General features: G+C 63.2%; 21 protein-coding genes. 8 read left to right on the top strand and 13 right to left on the bottom strand.

The genetic code is table 11. The features are described from left to right. Positions 1-16 precede the first annotated feature (16 nt). The 7 genes from clpB to miaA form a co-directional block, all read right to left on the bottom strand. Positions 17-2,620, bottom strand: a complete 2,604-nt coding sequence (clpB, locus tag HNO79_RS03615; RefSeq protein WP_048856834.1) for an ATP-dependent chaperone ClpB — start codon at positions 2,618-2,620, stop codon at positions 17-19. A 336-nt stretch (positions 2,621-2,956) separates the two neighbouring features. After that, positions 2,957-4,021 carry an aldo/keto reductase gene (locus HNO79_RS03610; RefSeq protein WP_010515700.1) on the bottom strand — a complete coding sequence of 355 codons (1,065 nt, stop codon included), beginning with the start codon at positions 4,019-4,021 and terminating at the stop codon, positions 2,957-2,959. Positions 4,022-4,225: 204 nt separating this feature from the next. Then, a complete protein-coding gene (locus HNO79_RS03605; RefSeq protein ID WP_214165804.1) occupies positions 4,226-4,954 on the bottom strand; it encodes a fumarylacetoacetate hydrolase family protein in 729 nt (242 codons plus the stop codon). A gap of 142 nt (positions 4,955-5,096) precedes the next feature. Continuing rightward, a complete protein-coding gene (gene ilvC / locus HNO79_RS03600; RefSeq protein ID WP_010515698.1) occupies positions 5,097-6,116 on the bottom strand; it encodes a ketol-acid reductoisomerase in 1,020 nt (339 codons plus the stop codon). Between the two features lie 52 nt (positions 6,117-6,168). After that, positions 6,169-6,684: an acetolactate synthase small subunit gene (gene ilvN, locus HNO79_RS03595; RefSeq protein WP_048856837.1), complete on the bottom strand. Its 516-nt coding sequence runs from the start codon at positions 6,682-6,684 to the stop codon at positions 6,169-6,171. Between the two features lie 105 nt (positions 6,685-6,789). Then, positions 6,790-8,610, bottom strand: coding sequence for a biosynthetic-type acetolactate synthase large subunit (gene ilvB, locus HNO79_RS03590; protein ID WP_048856838.1), 1,821 nt, complete (start codon positions 8,608-8,610; stop codon positions 6,790-6,792). A 72-nt stretch (positions 8,611-8,682) separates the two neighbouring features. After that, the gene (gene miaA, locus HNO79_RS03585; protein WP_010515693.1) at positions 8,683-9,687 is read right to left on the bottom strand and encodes a tRNA (adenosine(37)-N6)-dimethylallyltransferase MiaA; all 1,005 of its coding nucleotides are present in this window, start codon (positions 9,685-9,687) and stop codon (positions 8,683-8,685) included. A gap of 30 nt (positions 9,688-9,717) precedes the next feature. Here miaA and serB point away from each other — a divergent pair, with 30 nt between their 5' ends. Beyond that, positions 9,718-10,626, top strand: coding sequence for a phosphoserine phosphatase SerB (serB, locus tag HNO79_RS03580; protein ID WP_200410166.1), 909 nt, complete (start codon positions 9,718-9,720; stop codon positions 10,624-10,626). Here the strand turns inward: serB and HNO79_RS03575 are convergent. Then, positions 10,616-11,575: a cation diffusion facilitator family transporter gene (locus HNO79_RS03575; RefSeq protein WP_010515691.1), complete on the bottom strand. Its 960-nt coding sequence runs from the start codon at positions 11,573-11,575 to the stop codon at positions 10,616-10,618. The two genes, serB and HNO79_RS03575, sit on opposite strands and share 11 nt — an antisense overlap. Positions 11,576-11,717: 142 nt before the next feature. Between HNO79_RS03575 and HNO79_RS03570 the strand changes: the two genes are divergently transcribed. Continuing rightward, the gene (locus tag HNO79_RS03570; RefSeq protein WP_214165803.1) at positions 11,718-12,569 is read left to right on the top strand and encodes a carbon-nitrogen hydrolase family protein; all 852 of its coding nucleotides are present in this window, start codon (positions 11,718-11,720) and stop codon (positions 12,567-12,569) included. After that, positions 12,566-13,369 (top strand): NAD kinase, encoded by an 804-nt coding sequence (locus HNO79_RS03565; RefSeq protein ID WP_048856843.1) that lies wholly within the window; start codon positions 12,566-12,568, stop codon positions 13,367-13,369. The genes HNO79_RS03570 and HNO79_RS03565 overlap by 4 nt, the downstream gene beginning before the upstream one ends. Before the next feature lie 113 nt (positions 13,370-13,482). Here the strand turns inward: HNO79_RS03565 and HNO79_RS03560 are convergent, their stop codons facing one another. The 5 genes from HNO79_RS03560 to HNO79_RS03540 form a co-directional block, all read right to left on the bottom strand. Further along, the gene (locus HNO79_RS03560) at positions 13,483-14,187 is read right to left on the bottom strand and encodes a M48 family metallopeptidase (RefSeq protein WP_214165802.1); all 705 of its coding nucleotides are present in this window, start codon (positions 14,185-14,187) and stop codon (positions 13,483-13,485) included. 154 nt (positions 14,188-14,341) lie between these two features. Next, positions 14,342-14,830 carry a YcgN family cysteine cluster protein gene (locus tag HNO79_RS03555; protein WP_010515686.1) on the bottom strand — a complete coding sequence of 163 codons (489 nt, stop codon included), beginning with the start codon at positions 14,828-14,830 and terminating at the stop codon, positions 14,342-14,344. 34 nt (positions 14,831-14,864) lie between these two features. Beyond that, positions 14,865-15,329: a hypothetical protein gene (locus HNO79_RS03550; RefSeq protein ID WP_010515685.1), complete on the bottom strand. Its 465-nt coding sequence runs from the start codon at positions 15,327-15,329 to the stop codon at positions 14,865-14,867. Further along, the gene (locus HNO79_RS03545) at positions 15,329-16,357 is read right to left on the bottom strand and encodes an extracellular solute-binding protein (protein WP_214165801.1); all 1,029 of its coding nucleotides are present in this window, start codon (positions 16,355-16,357) and stop codon (positions 15,329-15,331) included. The genes HNO79_RS03550 and HNO79_RS03545 overlap by 1 nt, the downstream gene beginning before the upstream one ends. Positions 16,358-16,402: 45 nt before the next feature. Next, positions 16,403-17,518, bottom strand: coding sequence for an ABC transporter ATP-binding protein (locus HNO79_RS03540; protein ID WP_214165800.1), 1,116 nt, complete (start codon positions 17,516-17,518; stop codon positions 16,403-16,405). Between the two features lie 99 nt (positions 17,519-17,617). On the opposite strand from HNO79_RS03540, the gene HNO79_RS03535 reads away from it, so the two are divergent. The 5 genes from HNO79_RS03535 (at position 17,618) to HNO79_RS03515 (ending at position 20,338) form a co-directional block, all read left to right on the top strand. Further along, positions 17,618-17,875, top strand: a complete 258-nt coding sequence (locus HNO79_RS03535) for a hypothetical protein (RefSeq protein ID WP_010515682.1) — start codon at positions 17,618-17,620, stop codon at positions 17,873-17,875. Between the two features lie 40 nt (positions 17,876-17,915). After that, a complete protein-coding gene (locus tag HNO79_RS03530) occupies positions 17,916-18,350 on the top strand; it encodes a hypothetical protein (RefSeq protein ID WP_010515681.1) in 435 nt (144 codons plus the stop codon). Between the two features lie 180 nt (positions 18,351-18,530). Further along, positions 18,531-19,004: a MarR family winged helix-turn-helix transcriptional regulator gene (locus HNO79_RS03525; protein ID WP_200410170.1), complete on the top strand. Its 474-nt coding sequence runs from the start codon at positions 18,531-18,533 to the stop codon at positions 19,002-19,004. A gap of 199 nt (positions 19,005-19,203) precedes the next feature. Next, positions 19,204-19,398: a DUF1656 domain-containing protein gene (locus HNO79_RS03520; protein ID WP_010510087.1), complete on the top strand. Its 195-nt coding sequence runs from the start codon at positions 19,204-19,206 to the stop codon at positions 19,396-19,398. 28 nt (positions 19,399-19,426) lie between these two features. Then, positions 19,427-20,338, top strand: a complete 912-nt coding sequence (locus HNO79_RS03515; protein WP_039732570.1) for an HlyD family efflux transporter periplasmic adaptor subunit — start codon at positions 19,427-19,429, stop codon at positions 20,336-20,338. Positions 20,339-20,340: the final 2 nt, after the last annotated feature.

Below are 20,340 nucleotides of genomic sequence, written 5' to 3'. Positions count from 1 at the left end.
GTGCCGATCGCCAGAGTCAGTCGGCATCCATCTCGTTCCCATTGATGGTCAGGTGATCATCCTTCGCATCAACGGTGACGGTCTCACCATCATGGATGGTCCCTTCCAGCAGCAGCCCCGCCAGCGGGTTCTGCAACGCACGCTGGATCACACGCTTGAGCGGACGGGCACCATAGACAGGGTCGTACCCTTCATTCGCCAGCCATTCCTCGCCGCCCTTGTCCAGACGAAGCTGGATATTGCGCTCGGCCAGCAGCTTGCGCAGGCGACCGATCTGGATTTCCACGATCTTGCCCATATCCGCCTTCTGCAGGCGGGAGAACAGGATGATCTCATCCAGACGGTTAAGGAACTCCGGTCGGAAGTGGTTCCGCACGACCTGCATGACTTCGGGCCGCACGCTTTCGACCGATTCCCCATCCGGCAGGTGGGCCAGCACTTCAGAGCCAAGGTTGCTGGTCAGCACGATCAGGGTGTTACGGAAATCAACCGTGCGCCCCTGTCCATCCGTCAGGCGGCCATCATCAAGCACCTGCAGCAGAATGTTGAAGACGTCTTCATGCGCCTTCTCGACCTCATCAAACAGGATGACCTGATAGGGCCTGCGACGGACGGCTTCAGTCAGCACGCCGCCTTCCTCATACCCGACATAACCGGGAGGGGCGCCGACCAGACGGGCAACCGCATGCTTCTCCATGAACTCGCTCATGTCGACACGCAGCAGGGCCTTTTCATCATCAAACAGGAAGCGGGCCAGCGCCTTACACAGTTCCGTCTTGCCCACGCCCGTCGGGCCAAGGAACAGGAACGAACCGATGGGACGGTTGGGATCCTGCAGGCCGGCACGGGCACGGCGCACCGCGTTCGATACCGCCTTAAGCGCCGGTTCCTGCCCCACCACGCTCTTGCGCAGTTCGTCTTCCATGCGCAGCAGCTTGGCGCGCTCACCTTCCAGCATGCGATCCACCGGCACACCGGTCCAGCGCGAGACGACGGCGGCGATACCCTGATCGGTCACGGTATCACTGACCATGCCGTCGCCCTTGCTGATCTGGTCAGCTTCTTCCTGCGCCTTGGCAATCTGGGCCTGAAGCTGCGGCAGGCGGCTGTACATCAGTTCCGATGCACGGGCCAGATCACCCTTGCGCTGGGCGATCTCGATATCCGAACGGACCTGATCCATTTCCTCCTGCAGCTTCTGCACCGCGTTGACGCGATCCTTTTCGGCATGCCAGGCGGCGGTCAGCGCATCGGACTTTTCCTGCAGTTCCGACAGTTCCGCTTCCAGCTTGACCAGACGTTCCTTGCTGGCCGGATCGTCTTCCTTGCGGATGGCTTCACGTTCGATCTTGAGCTGGATCAGGCGACGGTCGAGTTCATCGAGTTCCTCGGGCTTGCTGTCGATCTGCATGCGCAGGCGACTTGCAGCCTCATCCACAAGGTCAATGGCCTTGTCGGGCAGGAAGCGGTCGGTGATGTAGCGGTTGGACAGCGTTGCCGCGGCGACCAGCGCATTATCGGAAATACGGATACCGTGATGGAGTTCGTATTTCTCCTTGATCCCACGCAGGATGGAAATCGTGTCGGCCACCGTCGGCTCACCCACATAGACCGGCTGGAACCGGCGGGCGAGAGCTGCGTCCTTTTCGATATACTTGCGGTATTCGTCCAGCGTCGTCGCGCCGATGCAGTGCAGCACGCCACGGGCCAGTTCGGGCTTGATCAGGTTGGAGGCATCCATCGCGCCATCGCTGCGCCCCGCACCCACAAGGGTATGCATTTCATCGATGAACAGGATGATCTGGCCTTCAGCCGATTCGATTTCCTTCAGGACGGCCTTCAGGCGTTCCTCGAACTCACCACGGAACTTCGCACCGGCAACCAGCGCGCCCATGTCGAGCGAAAGCAGCTTCTTGTTCTTTAGCGCCTCGGGCACGTCACCGTTGACGATACGCTGCGCCAGCCCTTCGACAATGGCGGTCTTGCCGACGCCCGGCTCACCGATCAGGACGGGGTTGTTCTTGCTGCGTCGTGCAAGGACCTGAATGGCGCGGCGGATTTCCTCGTCACGGCCAATCACGGGGTCCAGCTTGCCCTGCAGCGCGATTTCGGTCACGTCGCGGGCATATTTCTTCAGCGCATCAAAATTGGCTTCTGCGTTTTCGCTATCCACGGTGCGTCCCTTGCGGATGGTGGCGATGGCCTTGTCCAGTGCCTGTGGCGTCGCCCCGCCTGCACGCAGGGCCTGACCGGCCGGTGTCTCGGATGCGGCGATGGCGGCCAGCAGGCGATCCTGTGCCACATATTCATCGCCCGCCTTCTGCGCAGCCTGTTCGGCCGCATCCAGCACGCGCACCAGTTCGCTGGTGGCACTTGGCTGGCCCGCGCCGCTGCCCTGCACCTTCGGCAGTTTGGCAAGGGCGGCCTCATTCGCCGCCGTAATGGCGGGAACCTGCCCACCGGCTGCGCGGATCAGGGCGGCGGCCGCCCCCTGATCGTCATCCAGCAGGGCCTTGAGCAGGTGCTCCGGCGTCAGCTGCTGGTTGTAATCCCGCATGGCAATGGTCTGTGCCGCCTGCAGGAAGCCGCGCGACCGTTCTGTAAACTTCTCGATGTTCATCTATTCCCTCGTCCCTTTCAATCAGGCGACATAACAGGTTGTGCCTTTGCGCCGTCCCTCAACAGGCAACGGCATGGCGCTGGATTCCAGATGGGATCAACTGGATGTTATTACAAGATATCGGGTGTGGATTTCCTTCCCCTGTTTCCTGTCATACCGCACCGGGCAACCCGGATTTCCATAGAAGGTAGCTGATCATCGCCAGCGGGTCTGCAACCTTGATCCAGGTCAAGGGTGCCGTGTCTTATCAACGTAACGGCCATTCACCCAGACGGTGCGGCGGCATGAAACCGGCATGGTCCCCACCCGGTCCGGGCAGGGACACAAACAGCTGGCCTATTTGCCTTTTCTGGCAATGGCGGGACCAAGCAGCAGAAGGTCGGCCGCCGACAGACGGTCCGACGCGGTGCTGGCCTGATGCCAGAACGGGTAGATCAGCGGCGGCGCGCTGGCGTCATCCAGACGGCTGACTTCTTCTGCCGTCAGGGTCAGGTCCGCCGCCTTCAGGTTGTCGATCAGCTGCGCCTCGGTCCGCGCGCCGATCACGATGGATGTCACCGCCGGGCGCTGCGCCACCCATGCCAACGCCACCTGTGCTGCCGAGATACCGCGTGATTCGGCAATGCTGACCAGCACCTCCACCACGTCATACAGTTTCTCGATATCGTAAACAGGGGGTTCGCCCCATTTCTCGATCTGTCGCGTGCCCTCCGGCTGGGGTTTGCCACGCCGGTATTTTCCCGACAGCAGCCCACCGGCCATGGGGCTCCATACCTGCACGCCAATGCCCTGATCCACCGCCACGGGCAGGAGTTCGTATTCCGCCTCGCGCGCCTGCAGGGAATAATAGATCTGCTGCGCTACCGGCGCGATCAGGCGGTTGCGTTCGGCCGTGCCCAGCGCCTTCATGATATGCCACGCCGAGAAGTTGGATACCCCCGCATACCGGATCTTGCCCGCGCGGGTCAGGGTATCAAGCGCCTCCAGCGTTTCATCCAGCGGCGTCTGCCCATCCCATTCATGCAGGTAATACAGGTCGATATGATCGCGGCCCAGCCGCTTCAGGCTGGCCTCGCACGCGCTGACCAGATGATAGCGTGACAGGCCCGCGTCATTCGCGCCCGTGCCCATGCGGAAACGGGCCTTGGTAGTGACCATGATGTCGTCGCTGCGGCCCTTGAGGGCCGCGCCAAGGATTTCTTCCGACACGCCGGTGGAATAGATGTCAGCCGTGTCGAACATGTTGATCCCGGCATCAATGCACAGGTCGATCTGGCGACGCGCACCGGAAAGGTCAGTGTCACCCGTCTTGGCAAAATCACCCTTGCCGCCAAAGGTCATGGTTCCCAGCGTAAAGGCGGAAATCCGCAGGCCCGAACGGCCAAGCTGACGGTATTGCATGTCTGTTCAATCCTTCTGCGTGAAGAGATCCTGAGACTGTCTGAAAAGCCTGCCTGCAAACCAGAAAGACGTTTCGGGTGAAGTTTTTTCCAAAAAGCTTCACGGAATACCGCCTTTCTAAAAAAGGCAGCACCCAAAAACCATCTGTTTTCAAACAGTCTCCCAACAACTGGCGCATGGCACAACAACACGCGCCGCGGGTATTCAGGCGGTATAGGTCACGTTCAGTTCCCCCACCCTGGCGCAGGTCGCATGCAGCACGTCCCCGCGCCGGACCGGCCCCACGCCCGAAGGCGTGCCGGTCATGATCAGGTCACCAGGCGCAAGCGCCACAAAACGGCTGAGGCAGGAAATGATCTCGGCCACGGACCAGATCATTTCCACCAGATCGCCCTTCTGCCGGGATTCGCCATTCACGCTCAACGTAATGGCGCCGCCTTCGGGGTGACCGCAAACCGATACGGGAACAATGGATGAAATGGGACAGGACTGGTCAAACCCCTTGGCCAGCGACCATGGGCGCCCCGCCTTCTTGGCGGCCGCCTGCAGGTCACGCCGGGTCATGTCCAGGCCCACGGCATAACCGTACACATGCGACAGCGCCTTTTCCGCCGGGATGTCCTCTCCCTCGCGCCCGATCGCGGCCACCATTTCCACTTCATGGTGCAGGTCGGACGTACTGACGGGAAATGTCAGCAGGCCACCACCCGGCACCACCGCATCACCCGGTTTGGAAAAGAAGAAAGGTTCGGACCGTTCGGGATTGCTGCCCATTTCGCGTGCGTGGGCAGCGTAATTCTGCCCCACGCACCATATCCGCCGGACGGGAAAGACACCCGCACTCCCCTCCACTGGTACAACGGGAAGGGTGTAGGGGGGAATCACGTAATCCGTCACGGTACGGTGCTCCTGCTGTTCGTATCCGGCGCGCATGGTGACACCGGGGCAAGGGACATGTCACGGCAAATGCAGGCAACGACAGGAAAAGCCGACATAAAAAAAACGCCAGCCGGGTAATCCCGGCTGGCGTCTGGAAACAGGGAATGGCATGCCACCCCCGATCCCGGTCATGAAATCAGTTGCGGGCCTTGTCGACCAGCTTGTTCTTGCCGATCCACGACATCATGGCGCGCAGCTTTTCGCCTACCTTCTCGATCTGGTGCTCGTTGTTGCGGGCACGGGTGGCCTTGAAGCCGATATTGCCCGACTGGTTTTCCAGGATGAAGTTACGCACGAAGGTGCCGTCCTGGATGTCGGTCAGGATCTTCTTCATCTCGACCTTGGTTTCCGGCGTGATCACCCGCGGGCCGGACACGTATTCACCATACTCCGCCGTATTGGAGATGGAGTAGTTCATGTTCGCAATGCCGCCTTCGTAGATCAGGTCCACGATCAGCTTCATTTCGTGCAGGCACTCGAAGTAAGCCATTTCCGGCGCATAACCCGCCTCGACCAGCGTCTCGAACCCGGCGCGGATCAGCTCGACCAGGCCACCGCACAGCACGGCCTGCTCACCGAACAGGTCGGTTTCGACTTCTTCCTTGAAGGTCGTCTCGATGATGCCCGCGCGGCCACCACCGTTGGCGGATGCATAGGACAGCGCGATTTCCAGCGCATTGCCCGAAGCGTTCTGGGCCACGGCCACCAGCGACGGCACGCCGCCACCCTTCTGGTATTCGGACCGCACGGTGTGACCCGGGCCCTTCGGCGCGATCAGGAACACGTCCAGGTCGGGACGGGCTTCGATGATGCGGAAGTGGATTGCCAGACCATGGGCGAAGGCAAGGGCGGCACCCTGCTTCAGGTTCTTTTCCAGCGATTCCTTGTACAGCGCGCCCTGGCCTTCATCAGGGGTCAGCACCATCACCACGTCAGCCCACTTGGCGGCGTCGGCGGGGGTCATCACCTTGAAGCCCGCGGCTTCGGCCTTGGCGACGGCCTTGGATTCGGGACGCAGGCCGACAACGATGTCGGTCACACCCGAGTCCTTGAGGTTGTTGGCATGGGCATGGCCCTGGCTGCCGTAACCGATGATGGCCACCTTCTTGCTTTTGATCAGGTTCACATCGGCATCGCGATCATAATAGACGCGCATGGTCTTGCTCCTTGGGAATGATAGACGAATCGATCAGGTAAAAACGCGACCCTTACAGGATTGCCGCGCCACGGGCGATGGCGGCGACACCCGTGCGCGACACCTCGGCCAGGCCAAGGGGACGCATGAGGTCGATAAAGGCATCGAGCTTGTCGGTCGCACCCGTCAGTTCAAAGACGAACGAAGTGGCCGAGGCATCAACGGGATGGGCGCGGAAAGCCTGTGCAATGCGCAGGGCATCGGCACGGCGTTCGCCACTGGCGATCACCTTGACCAGCGCCATTTCACGCGCGACGTGGGGGTCCGCCGCCGTCATGACCGATACCCGGTACACCGGCACCAGGCGTTCCACCTGCGCGCGGATCTGTTCCAGCACGCGCGGGGTCGCGGTCGTGACGATATTGATGCGCGACTGGCGGCGGGTTTCATCAACCGCGGCCACGGTCAGGCTTTCGATATTGTACCCACGACCGGAAAACAGGCCGATGACACGCGCCAGCGCGCCACTTTCGTTTTCGACCTGAATGGAAATGACCGCGGAGACCGGGCTCTCCTGCTGCGTGGTCATGATGGTGTTTCCTGACTGCTGAAGACGCCGGCACGCAGGCTGCATACCGGCAGGAAGGACGGAAAGGCACCCGGCGGCGGGAACGCCACCGGGGCGGACGGGCGATCAGACCAGCATGCGGCCTTCTGCACTGATCTCGTCGTCCTGATCGGGGCCCAGCAGCATCTGGTTATGCGCCGCCCCCGACGGGATCATGGGGTAGCAGTTTTCATCCTGCGCCACGCAGATATCAGCCACGACCGGACCCGGATGGGCCAGCATGTCGGCAATCACGCCATCCAGTTCGCCCACGCATGTCGCCCGCAGGCCGCGTCCATGGAAACTTTCCGCAAGCTTCACGAAATCGGGCAGCGCCGCGCTATAGCTTTCGGAATAGCGCGAATCATGCAGCAGTTCCTGCCACTGCCGCACCATGCCCATGTACTGGTTGTTCAGGATGAACACCTTAACCGGCAGGCGGTACTGCGCGATGGTGGACAGTTCCTGAATGTTCATGAGCGTCGACGCTTCCCCCGCGATGTCGATCACCAGCGCATCGGGGTGCGCCACCTGCGCGCCAACGGCGGCCGGCAGGCCATAACCCATGGTGCCAAGCCCGCCCGAGGTCAGCCAGCGATTGGGCTTGCTGAAGCCGAAATGCTGGGCCGCCCACATCTGGTGCTGCCCCACCTCGGTTGAGACATAGGTATCACGCCCCGTGGCGGTCGCCAGTTCATGCAGGCGACGGATGGCGTATTGCGGGCGGATGATCGCGTCAGGCGCCATGTCCTGCGAAAAGCCGAGGCTGTCGATCTTCCGCCATTCACTGATCTGGTGCCACCACTGCGCGACATCGATCGGCTGGCGGGTATTGGCGGGGGTGCAGTCCCATTCCTCCAGCATCATCTCGATCACACGTCGCGCATCCCCCACGATGCCGACATCGACCGGCACGATCTTGTTGATCTGGCTGGGGTCGATATCCGCATGGATCTTGAATGACCCGGGGGAAAACGCATCCAGCCGCCCGGTCACCCGGTCGTCAAAGCGCGACCCCAGCGCGATCAGCACGTCACAGCCATGGGTGGCCATGTTGGCTTCGTACGTACCATGCATGCCCAGCATGCCCAGGAAGCGGCGATCGCCCGCGGGCATCGCCCCCAGCCCCATGAGCGTGGACGTGCAGGGAAAACCCGTCTTTTCCACCAGCCGACGCAGTGCCGTGGAGGCTTCAGGCCCGGCATTGATGATGCCGCCGCCGGTATAGAACAGCGGGCGGCGCGCGCCCTTCATGGCAGCCACGGCGCGGGCGATCACGTCGCGTCCCGGCTCGGTCTGCGGGTGATAGGACGGATGCGGCACGCGCGGCGCGTCACTGTAGGGGGCGGGGCCGACCATCAGATTCTTGGGCAGGTCAACCAGCACCGGGCCGGGACGGCCGCTGCGCGCGATATGAAAGGCCTCATGCACGCACGGGGCCACGTCCTCGGGCCGACGGACAAGATAATTGTACTTCGTGGCCGGACGGGTGATGCCGGTAGTATCGGCCTCCTGGAATGCGTCGGTCCCGATCAGCGGCACGCCCACCTGACCGGAGAAACACACAACCGGAATCGAATCCAGCATGGCGTCCAGCAGGCCGGTCACGGTGTTGGTGGCACCGGGGCCACTGGTGACCAGCACCACGCCCACCCTGCCGGTGGACCGGGCATAGGCTTCGGCTGCGTGAACGGCGGCCTGTTCATGGCGGACCAGCACGTGGCGAATCGCGTTCTGGCGGAACAGCGCATCATAAATGGGCAGGACCGCGCCACCGGGATAGCCGAAAATAACCTCGACCCCCTGTTCGACCAATACGCGCAGAAGCACTTCCGCACCGCTGAGGACGGTCGTATCCGTGCCGGCGGCGTGAGGCTTCAGGTCTGTCTGGTGCGATGCTGCGTTCATGTTCCTGCTCCTTCGCCCGAAGCCGCCGGAACAATCCGGCCAGCCGCATGAGGCGAAATCCCGGGGCCGGGTTTACGGAAAGCCTTGGCCCGCGTCAATGCGCTTAATAACAAAAGAAATGATTTTATTACTCGATCTTTCCATTTGTTGCGCGACATCGCATTTTTCAAACCGTTTTTCATATAAAAATGTGTCCACCTCCGCCGCCAGCGCGTGATGGGCAAACCATGTCGCCTGCCGTTTCGTATACTGCCCGGTCAGACGGATCGCCTGCGCCGCTGCTGCCGCCATGTCCATGTCACCCCGCAGCACGGCAGCCAGTTCCGGCACGCCGTGTGCGCGCATGGCCGGCAGGGTGGGGGGCAGGTCCTGCGCCAGCAGGCGGGCGACCTCCGCCACGGCGCCATGGTCCAGCATGGCATGGAACCTGCGGGCGATGGCGGCCCGCAGCGCATCGCGTGGCGGATGCAGGCGTATGGCGACAAAATGCGCACCAAGCGGCGGCAGCACGGCTTCACGCCGCCACCAGACCAGCCCATGGCCGGTGGCCTCACGCACTTCCCATGCGCGCGCGATGCGCTGCCCGTCGGTCGGGCGCAGGGTGGCGGCGGTTTCGGGATCACGCTGGCGCAGCATGTCATGCACGGCCTCTGGCCCAAGGCGATCGACCATGTCGCGCGCCTGTGCGCGGATCGCGTCAGGCGGCTGGGGAATATCGGCCAGCCCGTCGGTCAGCGCGCGGAAATACATGCCCGTGCCACCACAGAAGACCGGCACCCTGCCCGCGTCCCATGCGTCATGGGCCGCAGCAATGGCCTGCGTGCGCCACCATGCGACACTGCCGGGCTCGGCCGCGGGCAACACGCCGTACAGCGCATGGGGCACGCAGGCTTCCTCGGTGGCGTCGGGGCGGGCTGTCAGGATACGCAGGTCGCGATAGACCTGCATCGAATCGGTATTGATGATGGTGCCATTCACCTGCCGCGCAAGCGCCAGCGCAAGTGCGGACTTGCCCGAACAGGTCGGACCCGCCACGATCACCGCCACGCGCGCCCGCCCGGACGGGGGGCGTGTCATTGTCTCACACCTGTCATATACCCGGACCCCATGGCTGATTCCTCTTCCTTCTCCCATACCCTTGTACTGGTGGCCAACCGTGGCGCCACATCCCTCACGCAGGTTGACATCCATGCCGCGCGTGATCTGGTGCGCGGTGATGTTCCCGTCACCCTGTCGGAAGGGGAAGCGGTCGAAATCGCCTGCAATGCCCCCGCGACATGGGTGCAGCCAGACATCGGGGCCGTGCGGGCCGTGTTTGCCGGACGCGGGCTGGACGTGCTGGTAACGCCACGTGACAACCGCCGCAAGCGCCTGCTGGTGGCCGACATGGACAGTACCATCGTCAGCTGCGAAACACTGGATGACATCGCAGCCCATGCGGGGATCGGGGAAAAGATTGCCGACATCACACGGCGGTCCATGAACGGGGAAATCGAATTCGAATCTGCATTGCGCGAACGTGTCGCCCTGCTGCGCGGCCTGCCCGTCAGCCTGCTGGAACGTGCGTGGCAGGACGTGAAACTCAATCCCGGCGCGGTGGAACTGGTGCGCACCATGCGGGCGAATGGCGCACGCACGGCGCTGGTATCGGGCGGGTTCACGTTCTTTACCAGCAGGGTGGCGGCGCTGTGCGGTTTTGATGAAAACCATGCCAACACCCTGCTGGATACGGATGGCCAGCTGACGGGCACGGTGGGGCAGCCCATCCTCGGGCCGGACGCCAAGCTTGCGCACCTGCGCCGTCTGGTGGCGGAAGGTGGCATGGACATGCGTGATGCCATGGCGACGGGCGATGGCGCGAACGATCTTGCCATGCTGCGCGTGGCCGGTGCGGGCATCGCCTTCCATGCCAAGCCCGCCGTGCGGCGCGAAATCACCAGTCAGGTTAATGAAACCACCCTGCGCACCCTGCTGTTCGCGCAAGGATACCGGGCGGACGAATTCGTCACGGCGTAGGCATGCTGCCGCTGTCGGCCGTGCCCGGGGGCTGGGTGCGGCTGTCCTGTGCCTCGATAAAGACACGTGTCACTTCGGGATAGGCCTGCTTGATCTGGCGTTCCAGCGCGCTGACCACGACTTCCACCTGTCCCGCCGTCATGTCGTTGCGGAAATCGAGGCTGATCACCACCAGCACGTCACGCGGGCCGAAATGCAGGGAACGGATTTCATTCAGCCGTTCCACCCCGCTGGCCGCCAGCGCCATACGCCGCAATGCCGCCAGCACCTCCGGCGCCACCCCTTCACCCGTCAGCAGGGACTGGGATTCACGCGCAAGAAAGGTAGCCGTCACCGCAAGGATGCATGCGATGATGATGGAGGCCACGCCATCGAGCACCGGCATGTCCAGCCATTCGGCAAGAATATTGCCCAGCAGCGCCACGCCAAGGCCGCTGAGTGCCGCCGTATCCTCGAACAGGACGGTAAAGACGGTAGGGTCCTTGCTCATCTGCACGGCCTCGACCCAGCCACGGCGCCCCTTGCCTTCCTTGCGGAACGCCCGCAGCGCCATCAGCCAGACCGAGCCTTCAAACACGATACTGGCCATCAGCACGACGTAATTGACCAGAACGTGCGCCACGGGCTGCGGATGGATGATGTGGATGATCCCTTCATACAGGGATACGCCCGCCCCCAGACCGAAAATCAGCAGCGCCACCACAAAGGTCCAGAAATACAGTTCCAGCCCGAAACCGAACGGGTGCATGGCAGTGGCGGGACGCGTCGCGCGGCGCATGCCAACCAGCAGCAGCCCCTGATTGCCGGTATCGATCAGGGAATGGATGGCCTCGCTCAGCATGGAGGCGCTGCCGGTCATGAAGGCTGCGGCAAACTTGGTTGCCGCCACCAGCAGGTTGCCGCCAAGGGCCGCGAAGATGACAGTTCGGGAAGATGAGGAATGCGCCATTGATTTTTCAATATGAAGTCCGGCTGCATCCTATCGTGCCGCCACGGCTTTTAACAGGGCGCACGATCCGGCCATACCGGTTGCGGCTGCAGGCCTGCCTGTCCTATGGTCGGGGCGCAATGCCCACGGAGTACCTGTCCTGATGCGCACCACTGTCATCCAGATGGCGCCCGGCGCATCCGCGCCCGAAAATATCAAGCATGCCCGCGCCCTGATCACCGCCGCCATCAGCGCGGACAAGCCCGACCTCGTCATGCTGCCCGAAATGTGGAGCTGCCTTGGCGGAACACGGGACATGAAGTTCGCGGCGGCCGAAACCCTGCCCGCCCCCGATGGCGCGGGGGAAGCGGGGCGGCTGTACCGGTTCCTGTCGGATATCGCACGCGATCATGGCGTGATCGTCCATGGCGGGTCCATAGGGGAACGACATGGCGACAGGCTGTTCAACACCTCCCTGCTGTTTGACGCAAAGGGGCGCGAGCGCGCGCGCTATCGCAAGATCCACCTGTTTGACGTCACCACCCCCGGTGGCGAGGGGTACCGTGAAAGCGATACGTACGAACCCGGTTCCGACATCGTGACCGCCCCGCTTTCGCCGGACCTGACGGCGGGGCTGGCCATCTGCTACGATATCCGCTTCCCCGCCCTGTTCCATGCACTGCGGGCGCGAGGGGCGAACGTACTGCTGGTGCCTGCCGCCTTTACGGTGGAAACGGGGCTGGCCCATTGGGAAACGCTGCTGCGCGCGCGCGCGATCGAAACGCAGTGCTGGATGGTCGCCTGCGGCACCACCGGCACCCATACAGATGAAAACGGCCAGAAGCGCCGCACGTACGGCCATTCCATGATCATCGACCCGTGGGGCACCGTCGTAGCCCAGGTTTCGGACGGCCCGGGGTGGAGCACGGCGCGCCTTGACCACACGGTAACCGACAGCATCCGTGAACGCATGCCGGTTATGGCGCATCACCGCCTGTCCATCCATACCCCATGAATGACATGTCGTACCCCGGCTGGACCGATGGGTACCTTCCCACGAAGCTGAGCTTTGCCGCCGCCCCCAACGAAAGCGCGCAGCAATGGCTGGAGCGACTGGTGGAACAGTACGGGCAGTGCCCGCCTGATGAGGCAGACGCGCTGATCTGCCTTGGCGGCGATGGCTTCATGCTGGAAATGCTGCATACGACGCTGGGCCGCCCGCTACCGGTCTATGGCATCAACTGCGGGACGGTGGGATTCCTGATGAACCCCGCCGTGCCTGATGACCTGCCCACCCGCCTTGCCACGGCCCAGACCGCCATCCTGCACCCGCTACGCATGAAAGCCACGACAATGGATGGCAGATGCATCCATGCCCTTGCGCTGAATGACGTGTTCCTGTTCCGCCAGACACGGCAAGCGGCGAAAATCCGTATCGGAGTGGACGGGCGCGTGCGGCTACCCGAACTGATATGCGATGGCGTCCTGATTTCCACGCCCGCGGGGTCGACCGCCTACAACCTGTCCGCGCACGGGCCAATCGTGCCGCTATCGGCCAACCTGCTGCCGCTGACCCCCATCAGCGCGTTCCGTCCGCGCCGGTGGCGTGGCGCGCTGCTGCCTTCCACCGCGCAGGTCTGTTTCGATATTCTGGAAACCGACAAACGCCCCGTGGCCGCCGTGGCTGACTTTACCGAAGTGCGCGATGTGATTTCTGTTGAAATCAGCGAAGCGCGGGAACTGCAGACCACCGTACTGTTCGATCCGGGGCAGAGCCTGTCGGAGCGGATCATAACCGAACAGTTCACTGCGTAAGGGATTTCCCCAAAAAACAGGCAACAGTTTCCTGGACGCTGCTTTTTTCAAAAAGGCAGCGTTTTTCGGAAGCTTTTTGAAAAAAGCTTCCGAAAAACGTTCATTATGATCCATCAGGCCGGAGCGATCCGGTGCAGGCTGGCACCATTGTCATGCAACCATTTTTCGGCCTGACGCCGGTGGGGGGTCAGCCGGTCCACCAGCAGCCAGAAATCCGGCCCATGATTCATGTGCCGCAGATGCGCAAGTTCGTGGGCGATGATGTAGTGCTGCACCTCCTGCGGGGCCATGACCAGCCGCCAGCACAGCATGATCGACCCATCGGATGAACAGCTGCCCCACCGGCTTTTCGTATCACGCAGCCTGACCTGCGTCGGTTTCAGGCCACAGGTTTCGGCCTGCGCGCGCAGGCGGGCGGGCAGGAGGGCCTGTGCCTGCGCGCGCAGATAGGCACTGACACGACGGGGAATGAATTCCTCCGCCCCGCTGACATGCAACCGTCCCTCTTCCAGCCATACGCCACGCCGCGCATCGGGACAGTGATGGATTTCATAACGCTGCCCATCCAGCACGACATGGCCGCCATGGTGCAGTTCAACAGGCGGTGGCAGGCGCGACAGCCCCGCCGCCACCCATGCGGAATGCGCCCGCAGCAGCGCCAGCCCATCCGCCCTGCGTGCCCCGCGCGGGAGGGTGATGATGACATGCCCGCTACGCGGATCGATCCGCATGGAAATACGCCGCGCCCGGACCGATGTCCGCCAGCCTACCGTGACCCGCCCGGATGCAATCGGCACGACCTCCGTTCCGGCTGTCACCGCATCCCTGCCGTTAAAGACTGTTTCAGAAGTCCACCCAAGAAACACCCTGCTCAATTCATAAAGGAAGTTTATGGTGAAGCTTTTTTCACGAAGCTTCAGAGAACGTCGCCTTTTCCAAAAAGGGGGCACCCAGAAACTTTTACTACTTTTATCAGCGGCGGGGCGGACGCGTGCGGCAGAATGCGTCCCGTGGGGCTTCGCCCGGCCAGTCAACCACATGGTCTTCCAGCATGCCCGCCCTGCGTTCACTGATTACCCGGCCACTTACGGACACACCTGCCTCATGCACCGTATCACGGGTGCCGGACACCAGCGGGTGCCACCATGGCAGCGGTTCCCCGTCACGCACCAGCACGTATCCGCAGGTGGGTGGCAGCCAGTCGATATCCGCCAGCATTTCGGGCGTCAGGCTGATACAGTCCTGCACCCGGCGCTGCCGATGTTCATAATCGGTACACAGGCATGATGTGGTGTCCAGCAGGCGGCAGGCGACATCGGTAAACAGGACTTCGTCCGTCTCGTCCTCGCGCAGTTTGTGCAGGCAGCACCGCCCGCACCCGTCACACAGCGACTCCCACTGCGCAGAAGACATCTGGTCAAGGGGCGTCGTTTCCCAGAATGGCGGGGTATCATCTGTCATGGTCGTGGTCCTGCCGTATCATATCCATAAAACCTTACTGGCCGCCCACCGCTGCCATTGCGCACAGCACGATCATGCCGAGGGAAAATGTCACCACCCCCGCCACCGGCAGACCCAGCAGCGGCAGCCAGAGCAGCCGGAGCCGCATTTTCGCATCCGCCCCGAGCCCGCTGGCCGTACGCGACAGGCCCGGCGGAATCCGGTCCAGCACCCGCAGCAGCGGCCACATCGCGGCGGGGGCGAGACACAGCCCCTGCATGACACATCCCGCCATGCTGCTGCCATGCGCAAGCCACGGCCACCAGACCGCAAGACCCAGCCCCGGCAGCACAAGGGACAGCATCATGCCCCGCAGCAGCACGCACCATGCCGGCCACGCGCGGTACAGCACGACATGCACCGCCACCACCAGCCCGCACGCCACCGCAAGCCCCAGCGCGATACAGGCCCCGTCCACCCCCAGCAGACCAGCCGGTCGGATACCAAGGTCAGGCAGCATCAGCCCGCATCCCGCAACCATGTATCAAAGCGCTGTGACAGCGCGGGATAATGTACCTGCCAGAACTGCACATCCACCGGCAGCGCCACGGGCGGGTGCGTCGTATCAGGTGGTGTGGCGGCGGGATAGCGGACACGGAACGCGGCCTGCTGCGCGGGCTGGACAATAAAATGCAGCAGGTTGCGCGCCTGCCCCAGCCGGAAGGCCGACTGCCCCGCCACCACGCCCCATGACAGGCCATAGGACAGCGCCATGTCGGTATTGATGCCGATCGTGTTCCTGTGTCGCACGGAAATGTTGTGCACCGCATCGTCGGGTGCGCTGCTCATCAACACCTGCCCGCGTTCGAGGATGCTGGTGGCGTCCGTCGGGGTGGACCACCACGTAATATAGGGGCGAAGCTGGCTCAGCTTGCGAAAGGCCCGGTCCACACCCTGCGGGGTAGCCAGCTGGTTATAGACATCGCCCGGTGCCACGCCATCGGCCATGAGCGCGATTTCCAGCGTGGTGCGCGGGTCGCGACGCAGGCCACGCTTGCCGGGAAAGCGTACGATATCCCAGAAATCGGCCCAGCGTGGCGCGGACCTGTGCCGTGTCTGGTCCCATGCCACCACCACCTGCGCGGTCAGCCCCGGCACGCCACACCCATCGGGGTTGGTGGCGCTACCGGCCAGATGGATGACCAGTTCCCCCACGCAGGCGGCGCGTATGGTGCTGTCCTCGGCAAAGACCAGCGACCATGTGCCCGCGCGTCCCGCATGAAGGCCGTGCGCGTCAAGGTCCACCAGCGACCCGTTCCATGCCTTGCGCACCACCGGCTGCCGGGCGCTGCGCGCAAACGGCTGCAGAAAGGCCGCATCCTGCGCCTGTCCAAGCTGCGACTCCGTACTGGCCACCACAAGCGCGGCCCTGTGCCGCACGGGAACCGCCGCACCCGCCGGGGCAGGCAGCACGGCGGGGACGGACGCGGCCGCCAGCAGGCAGGACAGGGCGGCACGGACACGGGGACGGAACGCAAACTGGAACACGGACAGGAAACAGTCCTTTCAGGCATGGGCAAAGGATGCCGGACGCTACCCCATTTCACCCCGGAACGGAAAGGCAATTGCCTGCCCCGGCTGCCAGGCCAGTATGGCCACCTGCCCCGCCGTCACCCGCTGCAGGGCCGCGGTGGGCGGACGGCGCGCCAGCAGTTCCTCCCCATTCGCCAGACGGAATCGCAGCAGCACGTGATCGCCCATCTGGCGCATGTCCGTCAGGGTCGCCTCCAGCACGGGCGGCCCGTCGGGATCGGCGCCCCCCACCATGCCGGGCCGCGAGGGAAACATGACCGCGATCCGGTCCGGCCGGATGCATAGCGTGGCCAGCTGGTCCGCCTCCACCCCCGGGGCGGCCATGGCCTCGACCGGCAGGCCACCGGGCAGGTGCGCCACGGCCACATCGTCCTCGACACCGGCCACCCGCACCGTCAGGCTGTTGGCATGGCCAAAGCCGGTGGCCACCCGGTCGCACGCCGGACGGTCGAACAGGTCCAGCGCCGTGCCAAGCTGTACGATCTCCATGCCGTCCATGTAGCCGATCATGTCACCAAGCAGCAGCGCGTCCTCACGCTCACGCGTCAGCAGCAGCACGCACAGGCCACGCGCGCGCACCAGTCGACCAACCAGCCGCCGCATGGCCACGCGGGCCGCAGGCGGCAGGGGCGTGAACGGGTCCTCCAGCACCAGCACGGGCGGTTCGAACACCAGCACCCGCCCGATCATGACACGCAGTGCCTGCTCGGGCGAAAGCGTGTCGGGGCGGGCCTGTTCCAGCCCGTCCAGCCCCAGCAGGGCAAGCGCCGCGCGCACGCGTGCCGCCACGGCGTGCGGCCCCTCGCCACGCGCCCGCAGCGCAAAGGCCAGATTGGCCTGAACCGTCATGTGGGCAAACAGCGGGTCACGCCAGCCCACCAGCGCGCAGGACCGCTGCCCCGGTGGCGCGGCAGTCACGTCCACACCGTCAACCGTGACCTGTCCCCCGAAGGTGGGGGCGTGACCCGCCAGCATGTCCGCCAGCACCCGCAGGCAGTCGGCCCGGTCGTTCACAACCGCCAGGCACGTACCCGCCATTGCGGAAAAAGACAGGTCCGGCGCACCGGAAAAGGCCCGGAGCGCGTTGACAACCAGCCGTATGGAGAAAGGAGACATGCGATAACAGAAACCTGACTGGGGAGATAACGCGTTATAAGCAATGGTTGCCTCCTTACCAGAGGGTTATTGACTTCATTCGTCCCAAAGGAAACGATCATGAGCAAGACAGAAACAATCAAGCACGTCACGCAAGAAGACCTGCAGGCCCTGAAGGGTCACATCGAAAAGCTGCTGCACACGCACGGCAAACAGGCCCTGCACGATGTTGCCAGCAAGGCCGAGCAGCTGGCGGGCCAGGCACGTGAAAACCTTGCGGAACACGCACCCAAGAAGAGCGGTTCACGCGCTCGTTCGCTTGTTGCTATCGCCATTTTCTCGGTGATCGGCTATTTTCTTGGCCGCGCAACGAAATAAGGCTTTCTAGCCTGCTGCAACCAGAGGATACGCGAGCATCATGAGAATAGGCGAAATCGGCAAAACCATCATTGAAGGGGAACTGACCCTACGCAAGCTGATGGCGATCCGTCTTGGTCGTCAGGCCGCATTCCTGGTTGTGGCAGCCATCTTTGCCTTCTTTGCGGTTATTTCGGGCCATGGGCTGCTGTGGGCCTTCTGTTACCAGACACTGGGCTTCAGCGCCCTTGGTTCGGCCGCCACCGTATTCGGTGCAGACCTTGTGGTGGTCATCATGGGGCTGGTCATGGGCCGGCGCTCCTATATGACACCGGAAGAGATCCGCGTGCGATTCGCACGTGAACACGCCCTGAACGAACTGCGGCAGACCGTTGCCCTGTCCGCCGTGGCCACCACGGTTGCAGGTCCGCTGACCCGCCATACCGGCCGGGCGGTGTGGAACCTGTTCAGGGCCATGACAGGCCGCGGGAAATAACCCGCCCGGACCGCCGGCCCGAACTATCTGGCAATGATCTACGTCATTGCCAGATAGTATCCATGCTGAAATTGCATTGGCTCACATTGTCGTTTTCTGGAAACGTGCAGCTTACGAAGATACTAAGCACGCAAATGGTTTGTATGCTTAATAACTGTATGTCCATGCTGGCGGAACAGAATGTCCGATTTGGAGCGCAACGAGAAGGAACTGTCGTTCGGTCGCCGTCTCGCCCGGCTTGGCGCCGCGTGGCGTCGGCAGGTCGATCGTGACCTGCACGAATACGGCCTGACGGAAGCGACATGGCGGCCGGTGCTGTACCTTGGCCTGCTGCCCCCGCCAGTGCGCCAGACCGACCTTGTCCGCGCCCTCGAAATCGAAGCTCCGTCCGTTGCGCGCCTGCTTGATGTACTGGAACGCCGCGACCTGGTGTTCCGTTCCCCCGACAGCGAAGACAAACGGTCCAAACTGGTCAGCCTGACGGAAAAGGGCGAACGCACCGCCCGTCAGGTCCGCCATGCGGTCGAAGCCGTATCCAACCGCCTGCTGCAGGGCATCTCCACGCCGGAGCTGCAGGCATGCTATTCCGTCTTTGAACGGATCGAAGCCAACCTGTGCCAGCGTGCCAGCACGCCAGCCGGGGAACAGGCATGATCCTTCTTTCCCCCCGCCCTTCCCCGATGCCGCACGCCGCATGGCAGACGTCCCCGGCTGGGGATGCGACATCCGTGCGGTTTGTTCCCTTTGCCGGTTTCTTCCATGCGTCTGGTCGGCTACAGATAGCGGCGGACAGGGATGGCCTGCCCGCGCCTGCTTCTCCTTCAACGGGACCGTTCGGAATGAGAACCGCCTGATGCTGAGCGAATTCAACCTCTTCGGTGTCTTCATGGCACCGATTGTCGTCTATGCCGTCGCCGCGCTGCCCGTCACCATGCTGCTGCGATCACTGTTATGGTGGTGCGGCATAATGAAATGGTTCTGGCATCTCGCCCTGTTTGAGGTTGCGCTATACACTTGCGTCCTCTGCCTGATGATCCTGTACATCTGACTGTCCCAAGAAGGTTCGAGAAATCCCCATGCCACTCCTTCGCACCCTGATCCGTGTGGTCCTGACTCTGGCTGTCGTGATAATGGCCGCCGTCATGGGCGTCACCTTGTGGGACACCTACATGATCGCCCCCTGGACACGTGACGGACGTGTTCGCGTCTATGTCGTGGACGTGGCGCCGGAAGTATCAGGAACGGTGGTGCAGCTGCCCGTGGTCGACAACCAGTTCGTGCACCGGGGCGACCCCCTGTTCGTGCTTGACCCCGTACGTTTCCGCCTGGCCATCCGCGAGGCACAGGCCCGTCTGGACGGCGCGCTGGAGGACCTGAAGCTCAAGCAGAATGACGCACGCCGCCGTATGGGACTGGGTGGCATCGTATCGGCGGAAGAACAGGAAGTCTTCAACTCGAACGTGGCAACGCAGATCGCGTCGGTTGACGCGGCGCGCGCGGCCCTGGATCTGGCCAAGCTGAACCTGCAGCGCTCCATCCTGTATTCCCCGGTCAACGGCAACATCACCAACCTGAACCTGCGGGTGGGCGACTATGTCACCGAAGGTCATGCGCGACTGGCCGTGATCGATGCCGATTCCTACTGGGTCAACGGCTACTTCGAGGAAACGAAGATGTGGGGCGTGCACGTGGGGGACGAGGCACGTGTCAAGCTGATGGGCTACAAGGACATCCTGCCCGGCCATGTCGTCAGTATCGCCCGCGGTATCAACGACCAGAATGGCAGGCCCGACGGGCTGGGGCTGCAGGATGTCAGCCCGATCTTCACATGGGTCCGACTGGCGCAGCGTATCCCGGTCCGTATCCACCTGGACCATGTGCCTGACAGCGTGACACTGGCGGCCGGCATGACCGCCACGATCAGCGTCGGTCCCCAGTCCCGTACCCAACGCGGCCGTCTGACGACATGGCTGCAAGACCACCTGTAAGG

Origin of the sequence: Komagataeibacter oboediens (assembly GCF_018491655.1) — a bacterium.
GTDB classification, from domain to species: Bacteria; Pseudomonadota; Alphaproteobacteria; order Acetobacterales; family Acetobacteraceae; genus Komagataeibacter; species Komagataeibacter oboediens.
The sequence above is the reverse complement of the archived record's forward strand: the minus strand, read 5'-3'. Positions and strand labels throughout refer to the sequence as shown.